Source organism: Sphingomonas sp. Leaf5 (assembly GCF_001421155.1).
Lineage (GTDB): Bacteria > Pseudomonadota > Alphaproteobacteria > Sphingomonadales > Sphingomonadaceae > Sphingomonas.
Genome location: NZ_LMJZ01000004.1, coordinates 36,107 through 54,664 on the forward strand (window position 1 = coordinate 36,107; position 18,558 = coordinate 54,664).

15 protein-coding genes are annotated in these 18,558 nt (G+C 68.5%); 3 read left to right on the top strand and 12 right to left on the bottom strand.

The window, feature by feature from the left end; translation table 11 throughout:
- From xrtA to ASE50_RS05160, 11 genes are all read right to left on the bottom strand, one after another.
- A complete protein-coding gene (gene xrtA / locus ASE50_RS05110) occupies positions 1-1,521 on the bottom strand; it encodes an exosortase A (protein ID WP_056396577.1) in 1,521 nt (506 codons plus the stop codon).
- The gene (locus ASE50_RS05115) at positions 1,518-2,654 is read right to left on the bottom strand and encodes a TIGR03087 family PEP-CTERM/XrtA system glycosyltransferase (protein ID WP_056396580.1); all 1,137 of its coding nucleotides are present in this window, start codon (positions 2,652-2,654) and stop codon (positions 1,518-1,520) included. Before ASE50_RS05115 ends, xrtA begins: the two co-directional genes overlap by 4 nt.
- Positions 2,651-3,643: a FemAB family XrtA/PEP-CTERM system-associated protein gene (locus ASE50_RS05120; protein WP_082438824.1), complete on the bottom strand. Its 993-nt coding sequence runs from the start codon at positions 3,641-3,643 to the stop codon at positions 2,651-2,653. The genes ASE50_RS05115 and ASE50_RS05120 overlap by 4 nt, the downstream gene beginning before the upstream one ends.
- Positions 3,644-3,696: 53 nt before the next feature.
- A complete protein-coding gene (locus ASE50_RS05125; RefSeq protein ID WP_056396588.1) occupies positions 3,697-4,536 on the bottom strand; it encodes an XrtA system polysaccharide deacetylase in 840 nt (279 codons plus the stop codon).
- Positions 4,537-4,545: 9 nt separating this feature from the next.
- A complete protein-coding gene (locus ASE50_RS05130) occupies positions 4,546-5,667 on the bottom strand; it encodes an ExeA family protein (protein ID WP_056396808.1) in 1,122 nt (373 codons plus the stop codon).
- Positions 5,668-6,100: 433 nt separating this feature from the next.
- Entirely contained in the window at positions 6,101-7,702 is a 1,602-nt protein-coding gene (locus ASE50_RS05135; RefSeq protein WP_056396591.1) for a hypothetical protein, read from the bottom strand.
- Complete coding sequence (locus ASE50_RS05140) at positions 7,702-8,598, bottom strand: AAA family ATPase (protein ID WP_056396594.1); 897 nt, start codon at positions 8,596-8,598, stop codon at positions 7,702-7,704. Before ASE50_RS05140 ends, ASE50_RS05135 begins: the two co-directional genes overlap by 1 nt.
- 15 nt (positions 8,599-8,613) lie before the next feature.
- The gene (locus tag ASE50_RS05145; protein WP_056396598.1) at positions 8,614-10,137 is read right to left on the bottom strand and encodes an XrtA system polysaccharide chain length determinant; all 1,524 of its coding nucleotides are present in this window, start codon (positions 10,135-10,137) and stop codon (positions 8,614-8,616) included.
- 1 nt (position 10,138) lies between these two features.
- Positions 10,139-10,771, bottom strand: coding sequence for an XrtA/PEP-CTERM system exopolysaccharide export protein (locus tag ASE50_RS05150; RefSeq protein WP_056396601.1), 633 nt, complete (start codon positions 10,769-10,771; stop codon positions 10,139-10,141).
- A 133-nt stretch (positions 10,772-10,904) separates the two neighbouring features.
- Entirely contained in the window at positions 10,905-12,137 is a 1,233-nt protein-coding gene (locus tag ASE50_RS05155) for a pyridoxal-dependent decarboxylase, exosortase A system-associated (protein ID WP_056396603.1), read from the bottom strand.
- Complete coding sequence (locus ASE50_RS05160; RefSeq protein ID WP_056396606.1) at positions 12,134-13,636, bottom strand: AMP-binding protein; 1,503 nt, start codon at positions 13,634-13,636, stop codon at positions 12,134-12,136. The genes ASE50_RS05155 and ASE50_RS05160 overlap by 4 nt, the downstream gene beginning before the upstream one ends.
- Positions 13,637-14,168: 532 nt before the next feature.
- Here ASE50_RS05160 and ASE50_RS05165 point away from each other — a divergent pair.
- The 3 genes from ASE50_RS05165 to ASE50_RS05175 are packed head-to-tail and all read left to right on the top strand — an operon-like array spanning position 14,169 to position 15,903.
- Positions 14,169-14,441 carry an acyl carrier protein gene (locus tag ASE50_RS05165; protein ID WP_056396609.1) on the top strand — a complete coding sequence of 91 codons (273 nt, stop codon included), beginning with the start codon at positions 14,169-14,171 and terminating at the stop codon, positions 14,439-14,441.
- Positions 14,438-15,094: a hypothetical protein gene (locus tag ASE50_RS05170; RefSeq protein ID WP_056396612.1), complete on the top strand. Its 657-nt coding sequence runs from the start codon at positions 14,438-14,440 to the stop codon at positions 15,092-15,094. Before ASE50_RS05165 ends, ASE50_RS05170 begins: the two co-directional genes overlap by 4 nt.
- On the top strand, positions 15,079-15,903 hold the full coding sequence (locus ASE50_RS05175; RefSeq protein WP_056396809.1) for a hydrolase 1, exosortase A system-associated: 825 nt from the start codon (positions 15,079-15,081) through the stop codon (positions 15,901-15,903). The genes ASE50_RS05170 and ASE50_RS05175 overlap by 16 nt, the downstream gene beginning before the upstream one ends.
- Here the strand turns inward: ASE50_RS05175 and metH are convergent.
- Positions 15,857-18,547, bottom strand: a complete 2,691-nt coding sequence (metH, locus tag ASE50_RS05180) for a methionine synthase (protein ID WP_056396615.1) — start codon at positions 18,545-18,547, stop codon at positions 15,857-15,859. The genes ASE50_RS05175 and metH overlap by 47 nt on opposite strands.
- Positions 18,548-18,558 lie beyond the last annotated feature (11 nt).

Here is an 18,558-nt window from a genome sequence, read left to right on the forward strand (position 1 = left end):
TCAGCGTCCTCCCGCGGCGCGATCGGCGATGGCGTCGACCGGTCCTGCTGCGCGCAGGAATTCAATGATGGTCCCGCGCGGATCGCCCGTGCCCTTTTCCGCCGACATCAATACCGCCACGCCGCGCTGCGCCCCGCCCAGCAGGCGCGTCTTCAGCGTCTCCAGCTTCACCCGATCCTCGCTGCCGGTGGTCGTCGATCCGATCCGATACCAGGTCGCGACCTCGCGCTCGACCGGGCCGGGCGCAGCCATGCGCAGCGTGGTGCCACCGGCGATCGACGGCGTGTCGGCGATCCGCACCCATCGGTCGTTCTCGCGGATCGGCCCCTGACCGAACCCGACCAGTTCATGCCCCTCGCCCTGTGCGGCATAGACCGCGATCGCGAGGTCGACGCTGCGCCCGCGGGCATCGCCATAGCGGCCGATCAGGAAATGGTCCGCGCCCGGATAGTGCGGCACCCATGGCTCGCCAGTGATGGCGATCCGCTGCCACCCCGGCACGCTCGGCAGGCCGATCCGGTCGGGCAGCGGATCGGCGCGGCTGTCGATCACCCACCCCCATGCGGCAAAGGCGACGGCGATGCCCAGCACCGCGCCCGCCGCCATCGACCGGTCGGCGACGTGCATCGGCATCGCCTGCACCCGCACGACGTCGAACCACGGCGCATCGGGATCGCGATCGAACCAGCGCCATCCGATCGCCAGCACCCCCGCCATGGTCAGCGCGAAGAAGACCCAACCATAGACGATGTGATCGAACCCCGTCGCCGCCGCGACCGACGTCAGATGCGCGGCATAGATCGTGCCCGCCGCCCGCACGCCATTGGCCAGCACCGGCATCACCAGCGCCATCACCATGAACGCCGCCCGGCGCGGCCATGCGACGTAACAGACGTTGGCGACCAGCGCGCCGTACGCGATCATCGCGATCACGAACTTCGCGCCCGAACACGCCTCCGCGACTTCGAAATAGCCGCCCGGAATGGTGATGAGCACGCCGTCAACGCTCGCCGATACGCCCAGCGCGTGCAGGATCGGCATGGTCAGCGCGACCGTCACCGATTGCAGCCACGGCTCCATGAAATCGCCGAACGGCACCAGAAACACCATATAGGCCAGCGGAAACAGCAGACCCCGCGCGACGCGCGGCCCCAGCAACGTGACCACCGCCCCCTGCAACAGCATCACCAGCCCGACATGCCGGAACAGCGCCACCGCCGCCGCTTCGCCCACCAGCCAGCCCGCGCCACCGCCCACGACGATCGCCAGTCCCGGCCACCACGCGCCCGGCTGCAACGCAAGCACCTCACGCCGCCGCTGCCATACCAGCCAACCGATGATCGGCGGCACGAACAGGCAATGGCCATAGGTGGTCGAATTCCACCAGATATCGACCACATCGCCGACATCGCGGCGAAAGATCAGCAGCAATGGCGCCCAGATCCCGCCCAGCGCGATCAACGACCGCCGCCACTCGGCCGTCAGCACGTCCACCGGCCGGTCGAGTGCCAGGCTGCTCACAGTCCCATCAGCCCGGCAAGCGGCACCAGTCGCGCATCCCAGCCATAGCGCGCGATCGTCCGCGCCCGCGCCGCCCGTCCGAGCGTATCGGCCGCGACGGGATCGTCCAGCAACGCCCTGATCTCATCCACGAAAGCAGCCGCATCCCCCGCAACCCGGATCGAACCGTCATGATCGATGCCCTCCGCGGCCGCGGTCGAGGCAACGACCGGCCGCGCCATCGCCATCGCCTCCAGCACCTTGTTCTGCACGCCGCGCGCCAGCAGCAAGGGGGCTACGACCACGTCCGCCGCCGTGATCCAGCCGCGCACATCGGCAACCTCGCCGGTCACGATCACCCGCTCGCCCGCCAGCGCGCGGACCGCCGCCGTCGGATTGCGCCCGACGATCGCGAACCGGCCCGGCACCCCCGGCAGCACCTCGCGCACGAACCAGCGCACCGCGTCGATGTTCGGGCGATAGTCCATCTGCCCGGTAAACACGATCAGCGGCCCCGCCTCCGCTACCGGCGTCACGGCCGCCGGATCAAAAAAGCCGGTGTCGATGCCATTCTCGACCGCCTGCGCCGGCCCGCCGAACAACGCCGCCTCCGCTGCGCTCACGAACAGGGTCGCCTGCGCTCGATCCGCCACCCTGCGCTCGAAAGCGCCCAGCAACCGCGTCTCGCGCCGCAGCATCCAGCGCATCGGCCCGCGTGCATCCTCGGCATAGGCGGCGAACTTCGCCGAATCGAGGTCGACGAAATCCATGACGAACCGCGCATCGTCCGGCAGATACTGCGCCATCTGCCCCGAATAGACATAGATCGCGTCATAGCGCCGCTCGTCCAGCAACCGCGCCACCGCCGCGCGCATCGCGGCATGATCGAACGCCGCCAGCGACACCGCCCGGCCGCTCGCCACCGCCTCGACCGCCGCCCGCTTATTGCCCTTGGTCCGTGGCACCACCACCGCGCTCGCGCACCATCGCTTCAGCGCCGCATCATGGCCCAGATCGCGCGGATCGTCGGCAAAGGTAGCCAGATGCACCCGTCCCAGCGTCGCCAGATGCCGCATCACGTGGTGGCTGCGCACCTTGTCGCCGCGATCGGGGGGATAGGGCACCCGGTGGGCGAGGAACAGGATGTCGCTCACCCCAGCCCCTTCGCGATCCACGGCCCGATCCGGTTCGATACCGTCAGCGGCAGCTTCTGCCACGCCGCGATCTTCAGCCGGTATCTGGGGTTGAGCGGACTGGCATCGCGCGGCGCGGCCCCATCGGCGGTCCAGGTCGGATAGCCGAGCGGTTCGCCGACGAACCCCCAATTCTTCTTGTACGCCGCCGGTCCGGTCCCGACTTTCGACCGCCCGAAATCGAACCGGTCGCAGCCGCGCCCCCGCGCATGGCGCATCAGTTCGAAATACATCCGCTCATTGGCGCGCAACCCCCGCGCCTCTGCCGTCCCGCCGCCCCAATAGGGATAGACCGTGCCCCGCCAATAGAGCGACAGCACGCTCGCCACCGCCCGTCCCTTGTGGCGGATGGTCAGCACATCGGCATCCTCGCCGAACGCCGCGACGACCTCGCGGAACAGCGCCTTCGGAAAGACCGGTGTGCCGAGATTGCGCACCGACGTCCCATAAATCCGGAAATGCTCGCCCAGCGCCGCGCGGTCACGCCCGATCGCCACCTCGAACGGTGCCGCCAGCGCCTTGCGCACATCGGCGCGCTGCTTGCGCGGGATCGCCCGCAATTCCGCCTCGTCATCGCCGGCAAGCGACCGCACGAACCCCAGATAGCGGCTGTCGTCGAACGTCCAGCCCGGCGCGTCGATCGCCGCCCCGCCGCGCATCTCGATCGTCGGACAGTCAAGCTCGCGCGCCACCCCGACCGCCGCCTCGGCCAGCACCCGCGCCGCCGCGCCATCGCCCAGCACACCGCCGCCAACCCCGAACCCGGTCGATACCAAAGCCGCGCCGAACAGCGGCGACCGCACCTGCGTCAGCGGCACCAGCCCGACCAGCACCCCCGCATCCTCGGCGAGCAGCATCCGATAGGCCTGCCCGCACCCCGCCGCCGTCGCCTCACCCCAGATCGGCAGGTGGAACGGCGTCGCCTCGGCCCGCCCCTCGACGAACGCCATGATCCGCGCGCGTTCGCCGACATCGCCCAGATCCGCCCGCCGAACGCGCAGGCTCACAGCGCGACCGCACGCTCGGCGACGATCGCATCGGCCCGGCCCCACTCATGCCGCGCCATCAACCGCTCCAGCTTCCCCGCCATCGCCGAAAGCCGCGAATAATGGCGCAGCTTCGACCGGAACGGCGCGTTCGCCACGCGCGGCTGGCCGGGATCGATCTCCCATGGATGGAAATAGAACATTGCCGGATGTGCGTCCGCCCGGTTGCTGCGCACCACCGCATCCTCGACGACCCGGTTCGGCAGCAACCGGAAAAATCCGCCCCCCGCCGACACATCGCGACCCAGCACCCTCGCCAGCGTGATCGGCCATTCGACCAGCGCATTGCCGGTAACCGGCCGGTACAGCCCGCGCGGCGCACCGGCCCAGCCATAATGGTCATGGGCCAGCGGCGCGACCGACGAGGAATAGTGATAGCCGGCATCGGCCAGCACGCCATGCGCCCATGGGGTGCGGGCATCGATCGAAAAACTCGGCGCGCGATAGCCGGTCACCGGCTGTCCGCCGGCATCCTCCAATACCGTCCGCGCCCGCGCCAGATCGTCGCGAAACTGCGCCGCCGTCATCGTGAACACCCGCCGATGGTCCCACCCATGGCTCGCCAGTTCATGCCCGCCGCCCACGATCCGCTGCATCAGCGCCGGGAACCGCTCCGCCACCCAGCCGAGCGTGAAGAACGTCGCCGTCACCCCGGCGGCGGCGAACAGGTCGAGCACCGCGTCGGTATTCGCCTCGACCCGGTGTTCCAGCGCGTCCCAGTCGCGCCGGTCGATGACCGTTTCGAACGCGCCGACCTGAAACCAGTCCTCGACGTCGACCGACATCGCGTTGCGCATCGGGGTGACTCAGCCCACGACGCGGACGGACGTCAGGTCGGGCCGGCGCTGTTCGCCCTCGACCCAGTCGACCAGCAGCGTCAGCACCCGGCGCAGCGCCAGATCCTGCTGCTCCAGCCGTGCTTCGAGCGACTCGATCCGCGCCAGCAACGCCTCGGTATCGGCAACCGGTGCCGGCGGGCGCTGACCACTCTCGACCACCGACAAATGGATCGGGCGCGGCGGCATCGGCGGCGGCGGCGGGGTCATCGGGCGCGGATCGGCGTCGGCGAACGACGCCGGTTCCTCGGCCTCGGCATCCCCCGCCCGGCTGCCCAGCCCGTCGCGGTCGAGATCGGAAATGACGTTCTCGACGTCGAGCGCGCCGAACCGGTCGATCCCCTCGATCGCGCCGAACAGCAGCACCCGGCTGGCCAACTGGTTCAACCGCCGCGGAATCCCCCCCGACCAGCGGTGCAGCGACTCCAGTGCATCGGGCGAGAAACTCGGGCTGCCGGTCCATCCGACCACCCGCAACCGGTGTTCCAGATACGGTCCGACTTCCTCGACCTCCATCGGGTCGAGGTGATGCATCGCGATCACCCGCTGACGCAGCTGCTCCAGCCGGTCCGACCCGTGCAGCCGCTGCCGGAATTCGGGCTGGCCGAGCAGGAAGATCTGCAACAGCGCATAGCCGCCCGCTTGGAAATTCGACAGCATCCGCAATTCTTCGATCGACCCGACCGGCAGCGACTGCGCCTCGTCGATCACCAGCAGCGTCCGCCGGCCCGACCGCGCGACATTGTGCAGCCCGCGTTCGATCCCGCCCAGCAACTGCGCCTTGGTCAGCCCGGCGGGATCGACGTCCAGCCCCGACGCGACCAGCCGCAACAGGTCGTCCGCCTCGATCTGCGTCGTCACGATCCGGATGACGTTCAGTCGCGCGGCATCGATCGTCCGCATCAAATGGCCGAGCAGCGTCGTCTTGCCGGTACCCGGATCGCCGGTGATGACGATGAAGCCCTCGCCCTGGCTCAGCCCATAGCCGAGATACGCCATCGCCTTGCGATGCGTCGCGGTATCGAACCAGAACGCCGGGTCGGGCGTCAGCTGGAACGGGCGACCGGTCAGGCCATAGTGATCGTCGTACATCAGCATCTCCGTTGGGAGCTGTATAACCCCCGATCGGTTTATTCTTCTTAAAATTTCGCGCCGCGACCTATGTGCAGGTCACGACCGTGCGGCAAGCCGCTGACGATGGCATGATATTCTCTCGTCACCTCCGCGAAGGCGGCGGTCAATCGACGCGGCGTCGCCGAATCCGGACGACCGTCCGCGGATAACGATTCCCGCCTGCGCAGGAAGGACGCGAAGTGCGGGGAAGCGCGAGGCGCTATCACTTCATCCGAGGGCGATCGACATTCAGTAGGGTGTCGACTTCTCCCCTCCCTGACAAGGGAGGGGTCGGGGGTGGGTTGGCCCGCGAGGGAGCGGACTCTCCAGCCCCAGACCGACCCACCCCCAGCCCCTCCCTTGTCAGGGAGGGCAGCAGTTCGCTGGCCTGACAGCTGAAGATCGATCGCCCCTAGAACCGGTACCCGACTCCCAGCAGCGCCTGCGCGATCACATCGGCGTCGGCCCCCTCGACGTCGAAGCCGTACAGCCCGGCCGTCAAACTGCCATAGGCCCGCCCGAACCGCCGGTAATAGCCGCCCTGCGCCCCGCCGCCCCATGCGTCGAGACCGCCTTCGATCCCGCTGGTGAAATAGTTGCCGTACACATCGACGCTGAACGACGACCGGCCGTCGATCGCCCATTGGCCAAAGCCCTGCACATAATAGCTTTCGTCGCGCGACGAATAGACGACCGCCCCCGGCACCGGCGGGATATAGAAGCGCCGGCTGGCATAGCCCGCACCCAGCCCCAGCCGCGTCGGCCCGCGCGTAATCGAATAGACCGCATCGATCCCGCGCGCGCGGAACGTCGCCGCGCTGATCGACTGGAACACCGGCGTCAGGCACGCGCCCGCGTTCGACTGTCCCTCGGGCGTCACCCCGCCACCGAACACGCACCCGCCATAGCGCGCGCCGAACGGGTCCTGCCCGTCGATATAGTTGATCGGCAGTTGCGCCAGCGATCCGGTCAGCTGCCGGCCGAAGGTGGTGACGCTGTCATAGACCCCGACCTGCACCGCCGCGCCCGGTCCGGTCTGCCATTGCAGCGATGCGGTATAGCTCATCGAACCATAGCGCCGCCCCAGCCGCGCCTCCAGTGCGGTGCGCGGCGACGGCCGCCACAACACGCCCGCGTCCCAGATCAGCCCATCGATATCATAGGCGATGCGCGGATCGGACGCCGGATCGGTCACGAACCGCCCCGCCCCGTCGAGTACCGGTCGACCCTGCGCATCGATCAGCGGATCGCGCTGCGTCACCTCGATCTTTTCATAACCGACCCCGCCGACCGCGGCGAGGGTGCGCGTGATCGGCAGCACCGCATCGATCCGGCCATAGGTGCCTTCGAATTTCTGGTCGAGTTGCCCGGCATCCTCGCGCAGCCACGCACCCGACACGGTCAGGCCGATCGGCAGGATCGTGCCCGCGCGCGTGCCCGCGCTCCCCATCACCAGATGGCTGGTCGCCTCGTCGAAATAATCGACCCGCCGTTGTCCGGGGGCCAGATCGATCGCGCCGGGTGCCTCGGCCTTCACATAGCCGAACTGGTACGTGCCGTTGACCGCGAACGGTCCGACCCGCGTCGCGATCGTCGGGCCGGCATACAGGCCATAGACCTGTGCGGTATTGACGTTGCTGGCGTTGACGAACGGTCCGAAACCGCCGCCGCGCTGGTCGCCCCGCGCCCGCGTCGCGATCACGCCGCCCTCCAAGTTCAGCCAGCGCGTGATCGCGACATTGGCGCGCGCCAGCCCCGAATGGATTTCACCGCCGCCAAAGCCGCTGCCCCAATCAAAAATCCGCTGATACTGGTAATTGGCCTGTACCTGCACGCGCTGCGTCGTGACCTGCGCATCGACCCCGGCAGTCACCTGCGTATAGGTGACGACGTCGCCGTCGGTCAGGTCGGCGGCGACCGCCTGCCCGACTTCGATATAGGGGCTGACATCGACGCGCTGCGCCTGTGCCGGCACGGCGGTCGCGATCAGCACCGGCAGGGCCACGCGATGCATCAATCCTGTTCCTGCCCGTAATAGCCGAAGCGCGGCCCGTCGGCGCGATAGGTCGTCGCGTTCAGCAGCAGCTGGATCTCGTCGCACCCGTCGAGCAGCGCGACCGCCTCGCGCAGGTCGGCTTCGCTGCTGCGATCGGCGCGCACCACCAGCACCGTCTGCCCGACCAGCGTCGCCAGCACCGCTGCCGGCGATGCCGCCAGCGCCGGCGGCGAATCGAACAGGATGATGCGATCGGGATCGGCCGCCAGCAACGTATCGAGCACCGCGCGCGCCCGGTCGCTGCGCAGCAATTCGGTATCGGCATGGGTCCGTGTCCCCGCCGGCAGGATCGACAGCTGCGGCACGTCGGTGGGGATCACCAGCGCCTCGGCATCGATGCTCGCATCGCCCAGCGCGTCGAGCAGTCCGCGTTCGGCCGTCATCCCCAACCGGTCGAGAATGTCGGGCTTGTTGACGTCGGCATCGACCAGCAGGACGTTCAGGTCACGCTCCGCCGCCAGCGACAGCGCAAGGTTGATCGCGCAGAACGTCTTGCCGTCGCCCGGTTGCGCCGAACAGATCAGGATCATGCGCGCCGCATCCTCGTCGCGCTTGGCGACATCGGCACCGGTCGCCAGCAACTGGCGCTTCACCAGCCGGAATTCCTCGGCCAGCGCGGTCACCGGCCCGCCGGGCACCAGCATGCCGCCGGCCGCCAGCGCATCGCGATCGATCCGCGCGGGATCGATCGCGGGAACGCGCGCTTCGGGCATCGGCTGTCCCGCCGGTGCGGTTTCCGGCACGGCCGGTTCGGCCACCGGCGGCAGGCCGGCTACCGGCTCCAGCCGCCAACGGTCCGCCGCCCGCTCGAGCAGGGATGCGCCACGCAGGCCACGGTGCGACTGATCGTTCACTTGGCCGTCCTCCCTTCAGGCCACCAGCCCGCGCTGTGCGAACTCTAGGCCCAGCAACAGCAAGAACGCGGCGAGCAGTGCCCCCGCCCCGCCCGCGAACAGCTTCAACCGCCGCTGCCGCTCGGCGCGTACCGTCTCGGTCACGACCTCGCCGATCGCGCCTAGCACCGGCATTCCGCTGATCTTTTCCAGCCGCGCCGCCGTGGCGAAGCTGGTCTTCAACCGGCTGAGCGCGAACGCCGCCCCCAGCCCCGCGCCGATCCCGACGACCAGCACGCCCATCAGCAGCAGCGGCCGGTTGGGCGCGGTGGGTGCGCGGGGCTGGGTCGGCGGGTCGATCACGCTGAATTTCACCGCATCGGTATCGGTCTGCACGCTGCTCTGGATACGCACCTGTTCGCGATCCTGGAACAACGAGTCATATTGCTGTTTCAGCGAAGCGATGTCGCGGTCGAGCTGCGACTGCTGCGCGGCCGCCTGCGGATCGGCGGCGATCTTCGCCTGCAATCCGTTCAGCTGGCCCTCGATCTGCTGCTTGCGCTGGGTCAGTTCGGCAACCGTCGCCTGCCGGTCGGCCTGCGCCGCACGCAATTGCAGATAGAAGGGATTGGGCGACGCCGCCGTCCCGCCGCTGACGCCACCGCCCTCGCCGCGCGCCGCCGCCCGTGCCGCCGCCAGCTGCCGGTTCAGCGCCACCATGTCGGGGTGCGCGTCGGTCCAGCCCCGGCTGCGTCCCTCGGCGATCTGCCCTTCGATCGCGTTCAGCCGTGCGCGTGCCGGCCCGACCATCGCCGTCCCCGCGGTGCCCGGCAGCGTCGCCGCCGTGCCCGCCATCTGCGCGTTCGCCGCCGACAGGCTCGACTGCGCCGCCGCCAGATCGCCATCGATCTGCGCCAGTTCCGACCGCGCATTCGACATACGATCGTCGAGCGAGCCCGTCCCCGGCAGCATCGCCATATATTGCGCCTGAAACGCCTGCCGCCGCGCCTCGGCATCGGCCAGTTGCGTCTGCCGCTGCGCCAGCTGCTGGTCGAGGAAGCGGAGCGACTGCACCGTCGCATCGCGGTCGCTCGCCAGATTGTCCTCGACGAAGATGTCGATCATCTTCTGCACGATCTCGCGCGCCAGCTTGGGATTGCCCGACGTCGCCGAAATCTCGAACAGATTGTCCTGCTGCGCGGTCAGCTTGATCGCGTTCTGCAACGACGCCACCCGGTCCGCCACGTCGCGGTCGTTGGCGATCGTCTCCGCCATCGACGTGCCGCGCACGACCTTTTCGAGGTTCACCGCCGACGTCAGCGTCTGGCGGATCCGGTCGATGTTGTTGGACTGCGCATTCTGCGCCACCGCCGCCTCGGCACCGGGCAGCACCTGCCGCATCTCGACCATCACCCGCGCGGTCGATTGATAGCTGTTGGAGATCTGGCTGACGACCAGCCACCCGCCCAGACACACCACCCACGCGATGCCCAGCGCGATCCAGCGCCGCTGCCAGATCGCATGGACGATCAGTTTCAGTTCCCCATACAGCCCGTCCATCTCAGAACATGCTTTCGGGAATGATGATGACGTCGCCGGGCTGCAATTTGACGTTCGCGCTCGAATCGCCGTTCTTCAACAGGCTGGAAATGCGCAGCCCGAATTCCTGCTGCTTGCCGGTCGTCCGGTCATAGCGGACCAGCCGCGCCCGGTTGCCCGACGCATATTGGTTCAGCCCGCCGACCGCGATCATCGCGTCGAGCAGCGTCATGTTCGCGCGGTACGGCAGCGAAGCGGGCTTTTCGGTCGCGCCCACCACCCGCACCTGCTGGCTGAACGTGCCCGAGAAATTCTCTACGATGACCGATACCAGCGGGTCCTTCACATATTCGCCCAGCGCCAGCTTCAGGTCGTCGGCCAGCATCGCCGGGGTCTTGCCGGTGGCGGGCATGTCGTTGATCAGCGGCGTGGTGATCCGCCCATCGGGACGCACCTGCACCTTCGCCGACAATTCGGGATTGCGCCACACGAAGATGCTCAGCTGGTCGAGCGGCCCGATGACATAGGCCTCACCCGGTGCCTCCTTTGCCTGCACGAACGGCGCGGGCGGCAGTTCGGGTCGCGTCGCGCCGCCGGCGCATCCGCCCAGCACCGCGCACAGCGCCACCCCGGCAACTCCACCCTTTGGACGCATAAAACTTCCTCGTTCGAACGCGCACGGCCACGACCGCGCAGGACTGTAGCCCGCTATGCCGGCCAAGGGGTAAATATCCGGTTGAGTACAGCAACAAGCGTCGACCCTGTCCCATTTTGCGACAATCGCCGGATCATGACGGTTCCCGAACCAGCAATTCGCGCGCCGGCGGATGCCCCAGAAACGCCGCCGGACTGGCCGTCGCGCCATACGCCCCCGCCTGAAACAGCACGATCGTATCGCCGACCGCCACCTGCGGCAGCGCCACCCGGTCCGCCAGCCGGTCGAGTGGGGTGCACAGGCATCCGACCACCGACGCCGTCGTCGTCGGTTCGGCATCGATCCGCTCGGCCACCGCCACCGGATAGTTGCGGCGCACCACCGTCCCGAAATTGCCGCTCGCCGCCAATTGATGATGCAGCCCGCCATCGACCACCACGAACGTCTCGCCGCCGCTGACCTTCACGTCGAGCACGCGCGTACAATACACTCCCGCCTCGCCCACCAGCCAGCGGCCCAGTTCGACCGCAAAGCCGGTCTCGCGCAGCACCGCACCGCGCGCGGCCAGCCGCTCACCCAGCGCGGCACCTACGCTCTCGACATCGACCGGCCGGTCGCCCGCGAAATAGGGGATGCCGAACCCGCCGCCCAGATTGACGGACGCCGGCACCGCCCCCGCTTCCTCCGCCAGCCGCTCGGCCAGCGTCACCGTCGCCGCCTGCGCCTCGATGATCGCCGCACTGTCGAGCGTCTGCGACCCGGCAAAGATATGGAACCCATGCCAGTCCGCACCGACCGCCACCAGCCGCCGCACCAGCGCCGGCACCCGCGCCGCATCGATCCCGAACGGAGAGGCGCGCCCGCCCATCCGCATCCCCGATCCGCGCAGTTCGAAATCAGGGTTCACCCGCACCGCGATCCGGGGACGAATGCCCAGCCGATCGCCAATCGCCAGCGCCCGGTCGGCTTCACCCTCCGATTCGACATGCAGCGTTGCGCCGGCCCCGATCGCCGCCGTCAGTTCATCGTCGCGCTTGCCCGGCCCGGCAAAGCTGATCGCCGTCGCCGGCTTTTCGTTCAGCGCCATCGCCAGTTCGCCGCCCGACGCCACGTCGAGCCCGTCGACCAGCGGCGCGATCATCGCCAGCAGGTCGCGGTGCGGATTGGCCTTGATCGCATAATGCACCCCGACCCCGTCGGGCAGCGCCGCCCGCAACCGTGCCACCCGCGCCGCAATTGCCCCGCCGTCATACACGAACGCCGGCGTATCCCCGGCACGCGCCAGCAACTCGGCGAAATCGACCCCACCTACGCTCAACCGCGACTGCCCGGCAAAGCCCGCCGGGATTGGCCCGATCGGCTTCATGCCACTGCGCCATGCGCCAATGCCCGCACCGCCACCCGGTCGAGCTTGCCATTGGCGTTGCGCGGCATCGCCTCGACCCAGACATAATGCGCCGGCTGCTGGAAACTCGGCAGGTCGCGCCGTAGTCGCGCACGCACCGCCGCCTCCGCACCCTCGACCGCCGCCCGCGCGACGACGACGATCGCCTGCCCTTGCCGTGGATCGGGCAGCCCGACCGCGACCGCCTCGGCCACCTCGCCGCCGGCCTCGACCGCTTCCTCGACCTCGGTCGGGCTGATCCGGTTGCCCGCCACCTTCATCATCTCGTCATCGCGTCCCACGAAGCGCAGCAATCCGTCCGCCCCTTCCGCCACCGTATCGCCCGACCATACCGCCATGCCGCCGCTCGCCATCCACGCCGGTGCCGGCCGGAACCGGAGCGCGGTCCGCTCGGCATCCTGCCAATACCCTTGCGCGACCAGCGGCCCGGCATGGACCAGTTCGCCCGGCTCGTCCGGCCCGGCCCGGCTGCCATCGGCGCGCACGACCGCCACCTCGGCAAACGGGATCGCCCGACCCATCGCATCGGGGTTCGCATCGATCAACGCCGGGTCCAGCCAGGTCGACCGGAACGCCTCGGTCAGCCCATACATCGCAACCACATCGGCACCCGCGAACCGCTCGCGCAACCCCCGCACCATCCGCGGCGTCAGTGCCCCGCCCGAATTGGTCAGCCGCTTGAGCCGCGCCGCCGTCCCCGCCGGCCACTCCGCCTCCAGCAACTGTGTCCACAACGGCGGCACGCCGGCCAGCGTCGTCGCCGCGAACCGGTCGACCGCCTTCACCACGTCGCGCGCGGTCAGGTAATCCAGCGGCACCGCCGCAGCCCCCGCAGCCCAGCTCGACAACAACTGGTTCTGCCCATAATCGAAACTCAGCGGCAGCACCGCCAGCACCCGGTCGTCGGGCGTCAGCGCCAGATAGTGCGCGACCGAAACTGCCCCCAGCCACAAATTGGCATGGCTCAGCATCACCCCCTTGGGCCGCCCGGTCGACCCCGAGGTATAGAGGATCGCCACCAGCGCCGCCGGATCGCCGTCGCTCGCGGCCATCGGCGCGCCATCGGGCATGTCGGGCATGTCGGTCGCGACCGCACATCCCGCGGGCACATCCCCCGCGGCCAACGCCACAAGCCGCGCGGCCTGCGTCACCAGCAGCGACGCCCCGCTATCGGCCAGAATATGCGCGACCTGCGCCCGCTTGAGCGCGGGATTGACCGGCACATGCACCAGCCCCGCCCGCGCCGCCGCCAGCGGCATGACGCACGCCAGCCGCGTCTTGGGCAACCACGTCGCCACCCGCGCGCCGGCGGGCAAACTCCGCAACCCACCGGCGACCCGCGCGACCAGCGTTTCGAGTTCGGCAAACGTCACTACGCCCTCACGGTCGATCAACGCCGCGGCATCAGCGTCCCCGCGCAACGGCAAGCGGTCGATCGTCTGCGGAACCGGATCAGGCATCCCCGCGCCTTAGCCCAGTTGCGGGACGGATTGAACCGGGGGCGCTGCGGACTTCGAAGTACGAAAGGTCAGGCAGCAACCCGACCGACCCAAAGTCCGACCGGCCTGGTCGTATCGACATTCGACGACCACCACGAAAGTTCGTCATTCCCGCGCAGGCGGGAATCCATAGACACTGACGTCTCGGCCGGATTCGCAACGCTGGCACATATGGACTCCCGCCTGCGCGGGAGTGACGAAAGGGGATGGAACACTATTCCTGCGCCCAGCGAACTGAATGTCGCTCTCGCCTCGGACGACCCGCCCATCTGCCGTGCCCCCGCGCAGGCGGGGGTCCAGAGCCAAGCAGAAGAACGCCCTGCGACTGGCCCCCTCGACCTGACTTTTTTTGCTCCAACGACCACAAGCGCGGGCCCGCCGAACGCAAGGCAGGAACGACGGCAACGCCCCCCAACCCGCCACCTTGGCATCCCGCGCCCCAACCCTTACACACCCGCGATCCGGCGACCATATCGCCGACAGGGGAAACGACGTGATCGCACAGGGTTCAGCATCGACCGAGGAAACCGTCCGCGCGGTGTTGCGCGACGTGCTGGGCCTGTCCGCCGAACGCGCCGCCGCCTTCGACGAAGCGACGCCGCTGTTCGGCGCGCTGCCCGAACTCGATTCGATGGCGGTCGCCGGCGTCCTGACCGAGATGGAGGACCGGCTCGGCATCCTGATCGAGGACGACGATATCGACGGCGAAACGATGGAAACCTTCGGCGCGCTGGTCCGCTTCGCGAGCGCCAAGGCCCCCGCTTGATCGACCGCTACGACTGGCCCGGTGGCAGCGAGGCGCTCTGGCGCTTCGGTCCCGCTACCGGTCCGGTCGTCCTGCTGCTGCTGCCCCCGTTCGAGGAAGCCAACCGCACCCGCACCTTCGCGGTCGGGCTGCTCCGCGCGCTCGCTGCCCGCGATATCGGTGCGATGCTGCCCGACCTGCCGGGACAGGGCGACAGCCTGCTCCCGACCGACGCGGTCACGCTGACCGACTGGCGCAGCGCCGTCGTCGCGCTGGTCGAGGCAACCGACCGGCCGGTCGTCACCGCCGCGATCCGTGCCAGCGCGTTGCTCGATCGTGACGCCGACGTCGCCGGTCGCTGGCACCTCGCCCCGCAAACGGGCGAGCGGCTGCTCCGCGAACTGTCCCGCATCGGCATCGATCGCGACGGCGACATGGCCGACGTCGCCGGCAACCGCCTGTCGGCGACGCTGCTCGCCGAACTCGAAACCGCGACGCCTGCTACCGTCCAGCCGCTCCGAACCGTCCGGCTCGGCACCGATCCCGGCCCGGCCGATCTTCGCATCGACGCGGCACCACTGTGGCGCAGGAGCGAACCGGGCAACGACCCGGACCTTGCCGCCGCCCTCGCCGACGACCTCGCCGCATGGAGCCGCGCTTGCGTCGGCTGGTGACGATCCCCTGTGCCGGCGAAACCATCGCCGCGACGCTCGATCCCGCCGAAGGGGACACCGCGCTGCTGATCGTCTCGGGCGGCAACGAACTGCGGATCGGCGCGCATCGCGGCATGGCGCTGCTGGCGGCGGCGGTGGCGGCGGCGGGCTTTCCGGTGCTGCGCTACGACCGGCGCGGCATCGGCGATTCGACCGGGACCAATGGCGGATTCCTGTCGGCCGCGCCGGACCTGATGTGCGCCACCGCATGGCTGCGTGCTGCGACCTGCGCGAAACGGATCGTGGCGTTCGGCAATTGCGACGCGGCGACAACCCTCGCGCTGTTCCACGGACCGGCCGGCATCGACCGCCTGCTGCTCGCCAATCCGTGGGTCGTCGAACCGACCAACGACCTGCCGCCCCCCGCCGCGATCCGCGCGACCTATGCGCAGCGGCTGGTTTCGCCCTCGGCATGGCGGCGACTATTGACCGGCCGTGTCAACTTCGGCCTCCTGACGCGCGGATTGGTCACCCTCGCCACCGATCGCCGCACCCCAACCGGCCTGACCAACCGCTTCGCGGAGGGGCTGGCCTCCGGCACCCCGACCGACATCCTGCTCGCGACCGACGATCACACCGCCCGCGCATTCCTCGATGCGTGGCACCTTCGCCACCTTTCGGACCTGCGCGCCCGCATCCCCGTGCACCACCACGCTTCGGCCAGCCACAGCTTCGCCCGCCCCGCCGACCGCGACTGGTTGCGCGCCCAGGTGCTGGTCGCGCTCAGTCGAGATTGGGCCGCAGCCACCGCTCCGCCTGCTCGACGCTGACCCCGCGCCGCGCGGCATAGTCCGCCAACTGATCCCGCCCGATCCGCGCCACCCCGAAATAGGCGCTGTCCGGGTGCCCGAAATAGAACCCCGACACCGCCGCCGTCGGCAGCATGGCAAAGCTGTCGGTCAGCGTGATTCCAGTGGCTTGCGTCGCACCCAGCATCTCGAACAGGATCGGTTTCTGGCTATGGTCGGGGCAGGCCGGATAGCCCGGTGCCGGGCGGATGCCGCGATACTGCTCGCGGATCATCGCCTCGTTGGTCAACTGCTCGTCGGGCGCATAGCCCCACAACACGGTGCGCACGTGATGGTGCAGCCGCTCGGCAAACGCTTCCGCAAACCGGTCGGCCAGCGCCTTCAGCAGGATGTCCTGATAATCGTCATTCTCGGCCTTGAACCGCGCGATATGCGGGTCGATCCCGTGGATGCCGACCGCGAACCCGCCCATCCAGTCCCCCGCCGGATCGACGAAATCGGTCAGGCACATATTTGCCCGGCCCTCACGCTTCTGCACCTGCTGGCGCAGGAACGGCATCCTGATCGCATGGGTCGCATGGCTATTCTGCAGCGGCGTCGCGAAATCGTGCGGCACCCCCGACAGCGGCGACACCCGCCCGGCCTCCAGCGCCGGTTCGAGCTGCTCCGCCGGCACGTCGACGATCACGTCGTCGCCCTGCGCGCGGCAATGCCAAAGTGCTGCAACCCCCTTCGCCGTCAGCCATTTCTCGGCGATGATCTGGTCGAGCATCGCCTGCGCATCTTCGTAGAGCGACGACGCGCTTTCACCCACGACCGCGTCGGTCAGGATCGCCGGGAAGTTCCCCGCAAGTTCCCATGCCCGGAAGAACGGCGTCCAGTCGATATAGTCGCGCAGATCCGCCAGATCCCAATCATCGAACACATGCCGTCCGGGCTGCGCGGGCGCTCCCGGCTTCTGGGCGAAATCCGCCTTGAAACCGTTGGTCCGCGCATCGGCGATCGGCGTCAATTCGCTCTGCCCCTTGCCCGCCCGCGCGATCCGCACCGCTTCGTAATCCGCGGCGATCTGCTCGACATAGGCGTCGCGCCCGGTCTCGCTGACCAACGTCGTCGCGACACCGACCGCACGGCTCGCATCGAGCACATGGACGATCGGCCCGTCATAGGCCGGCGAAATACGCAGCGCGGTATGGACCTTCGACGTGGTCGCCCCGCCGATCAGCAGCGGCATGGTCATGCCCGCCCGCTTCATCTCCTCGGCAACGGTGACCATCTCGTCCAGCGACGGCGTAATCAGCCCCGACAGGCCGATCATGTCGGCGTCGTTCTCGTTGGCGGACTCCAATATTCTGGTCCACGGCACCATCACACCCAGATCGACCACGTCGAAACCGTTGCACTGCAGCACGACGCCGACGATGTTCTTGCCGATATCATGAACGTCGCCCTTAACGGTCGCCATGATGATCTTGCCCTTGCCCTTCGCACCGGGCTCCTTCGCCGCCTCGATGAACGGCAGCAGGTGCGCGACCGCCTTCTTCATGACGCGCGCCGATTTCACGACCTGCGGCAGGAACATCTTGCCCGACCCGAACAGGTCGCCGACGACGTTCATCCCGTCCATCAGCGGCCCTTCGATCACCTCGATCGGACGTGCAAACTGCTGGCGGCACTCCTCGGTATCGTCGACGACATGCGCGTCGATGCCCTTGACTAGCGCATATTCCAGCCGCTTCACGACCGGCAGCGACCGCCATTCGGCAGCAGCCTTTTCCGCGACGGCGTCGGTCCCCTTATACTTCTCGGCCAGCGCGATCAGGCGATCGGTCGCGCCGGGATCGCGGTTGAGGATGACGTCCTCGCACGCCGTCCGGAGCTCGGCATCGATCGTGTCGTACACGTCGAGCTGGCCCGCATTGACGATGCCCATGTCCATGCCCGCCGGGATGGCGTGGTAGAGGAAGATCGAGTGCATCGCCCGCCGCACCGGCTCGTTACCGCGAAAGCTGAACGACAGGTTCGATAGCCCGCCAGAGATATGGCAATGCGGGCAGCGCGCCTTGATCTCACGGCACGCCTTGATGAAGTCGACGCCGTAGTTGTTGTGCTCCTCGATCCCGGTCGCCACCGCGAAGATATTGGGGTCGAAGATGATGTCCTCGGGCGGAAAGCCGATCCCCATCAGCAGGTCATAGGCGCGCGAACAAATCTCGACCTTGCGCGCCTGGGTATCGGCCTGCCCGACCTCGTCGAACGCCATCACGACGACCGCCGCGCCATAGTTCATGCAGATGCGCGCATGATGGAGGAACGCTTCCTCGCCTTCCTTCATGCTGATCGAATTGACGATCGGCTTGCCGCTTACGCACTTCAGCCCCGCCTCGATCACGTCCCATTTGGAACTGTCGACCATCACCGGGATGCGCGCGATGTCCGGCTCGGCCTGAATGAGCTTCAGGAAGGTCGTCATCGCGTGATGCGCGTCGAGCAGCCCCTCGTCCATGTTGACGTCGAGTACCTGCGCCCCGCTCTCGACCTGTTGCAGCGCGACCTCGACCGCGGCGGCATAGTCGCCCGCCATCACCAGCTTCTTGAAGCGGGCGGAGCCAGTCACGTTGGTGCGTTCGCCGATGTTGACGAAATTGGTCGAAGCGTTGGTCATGGCACTTTCTT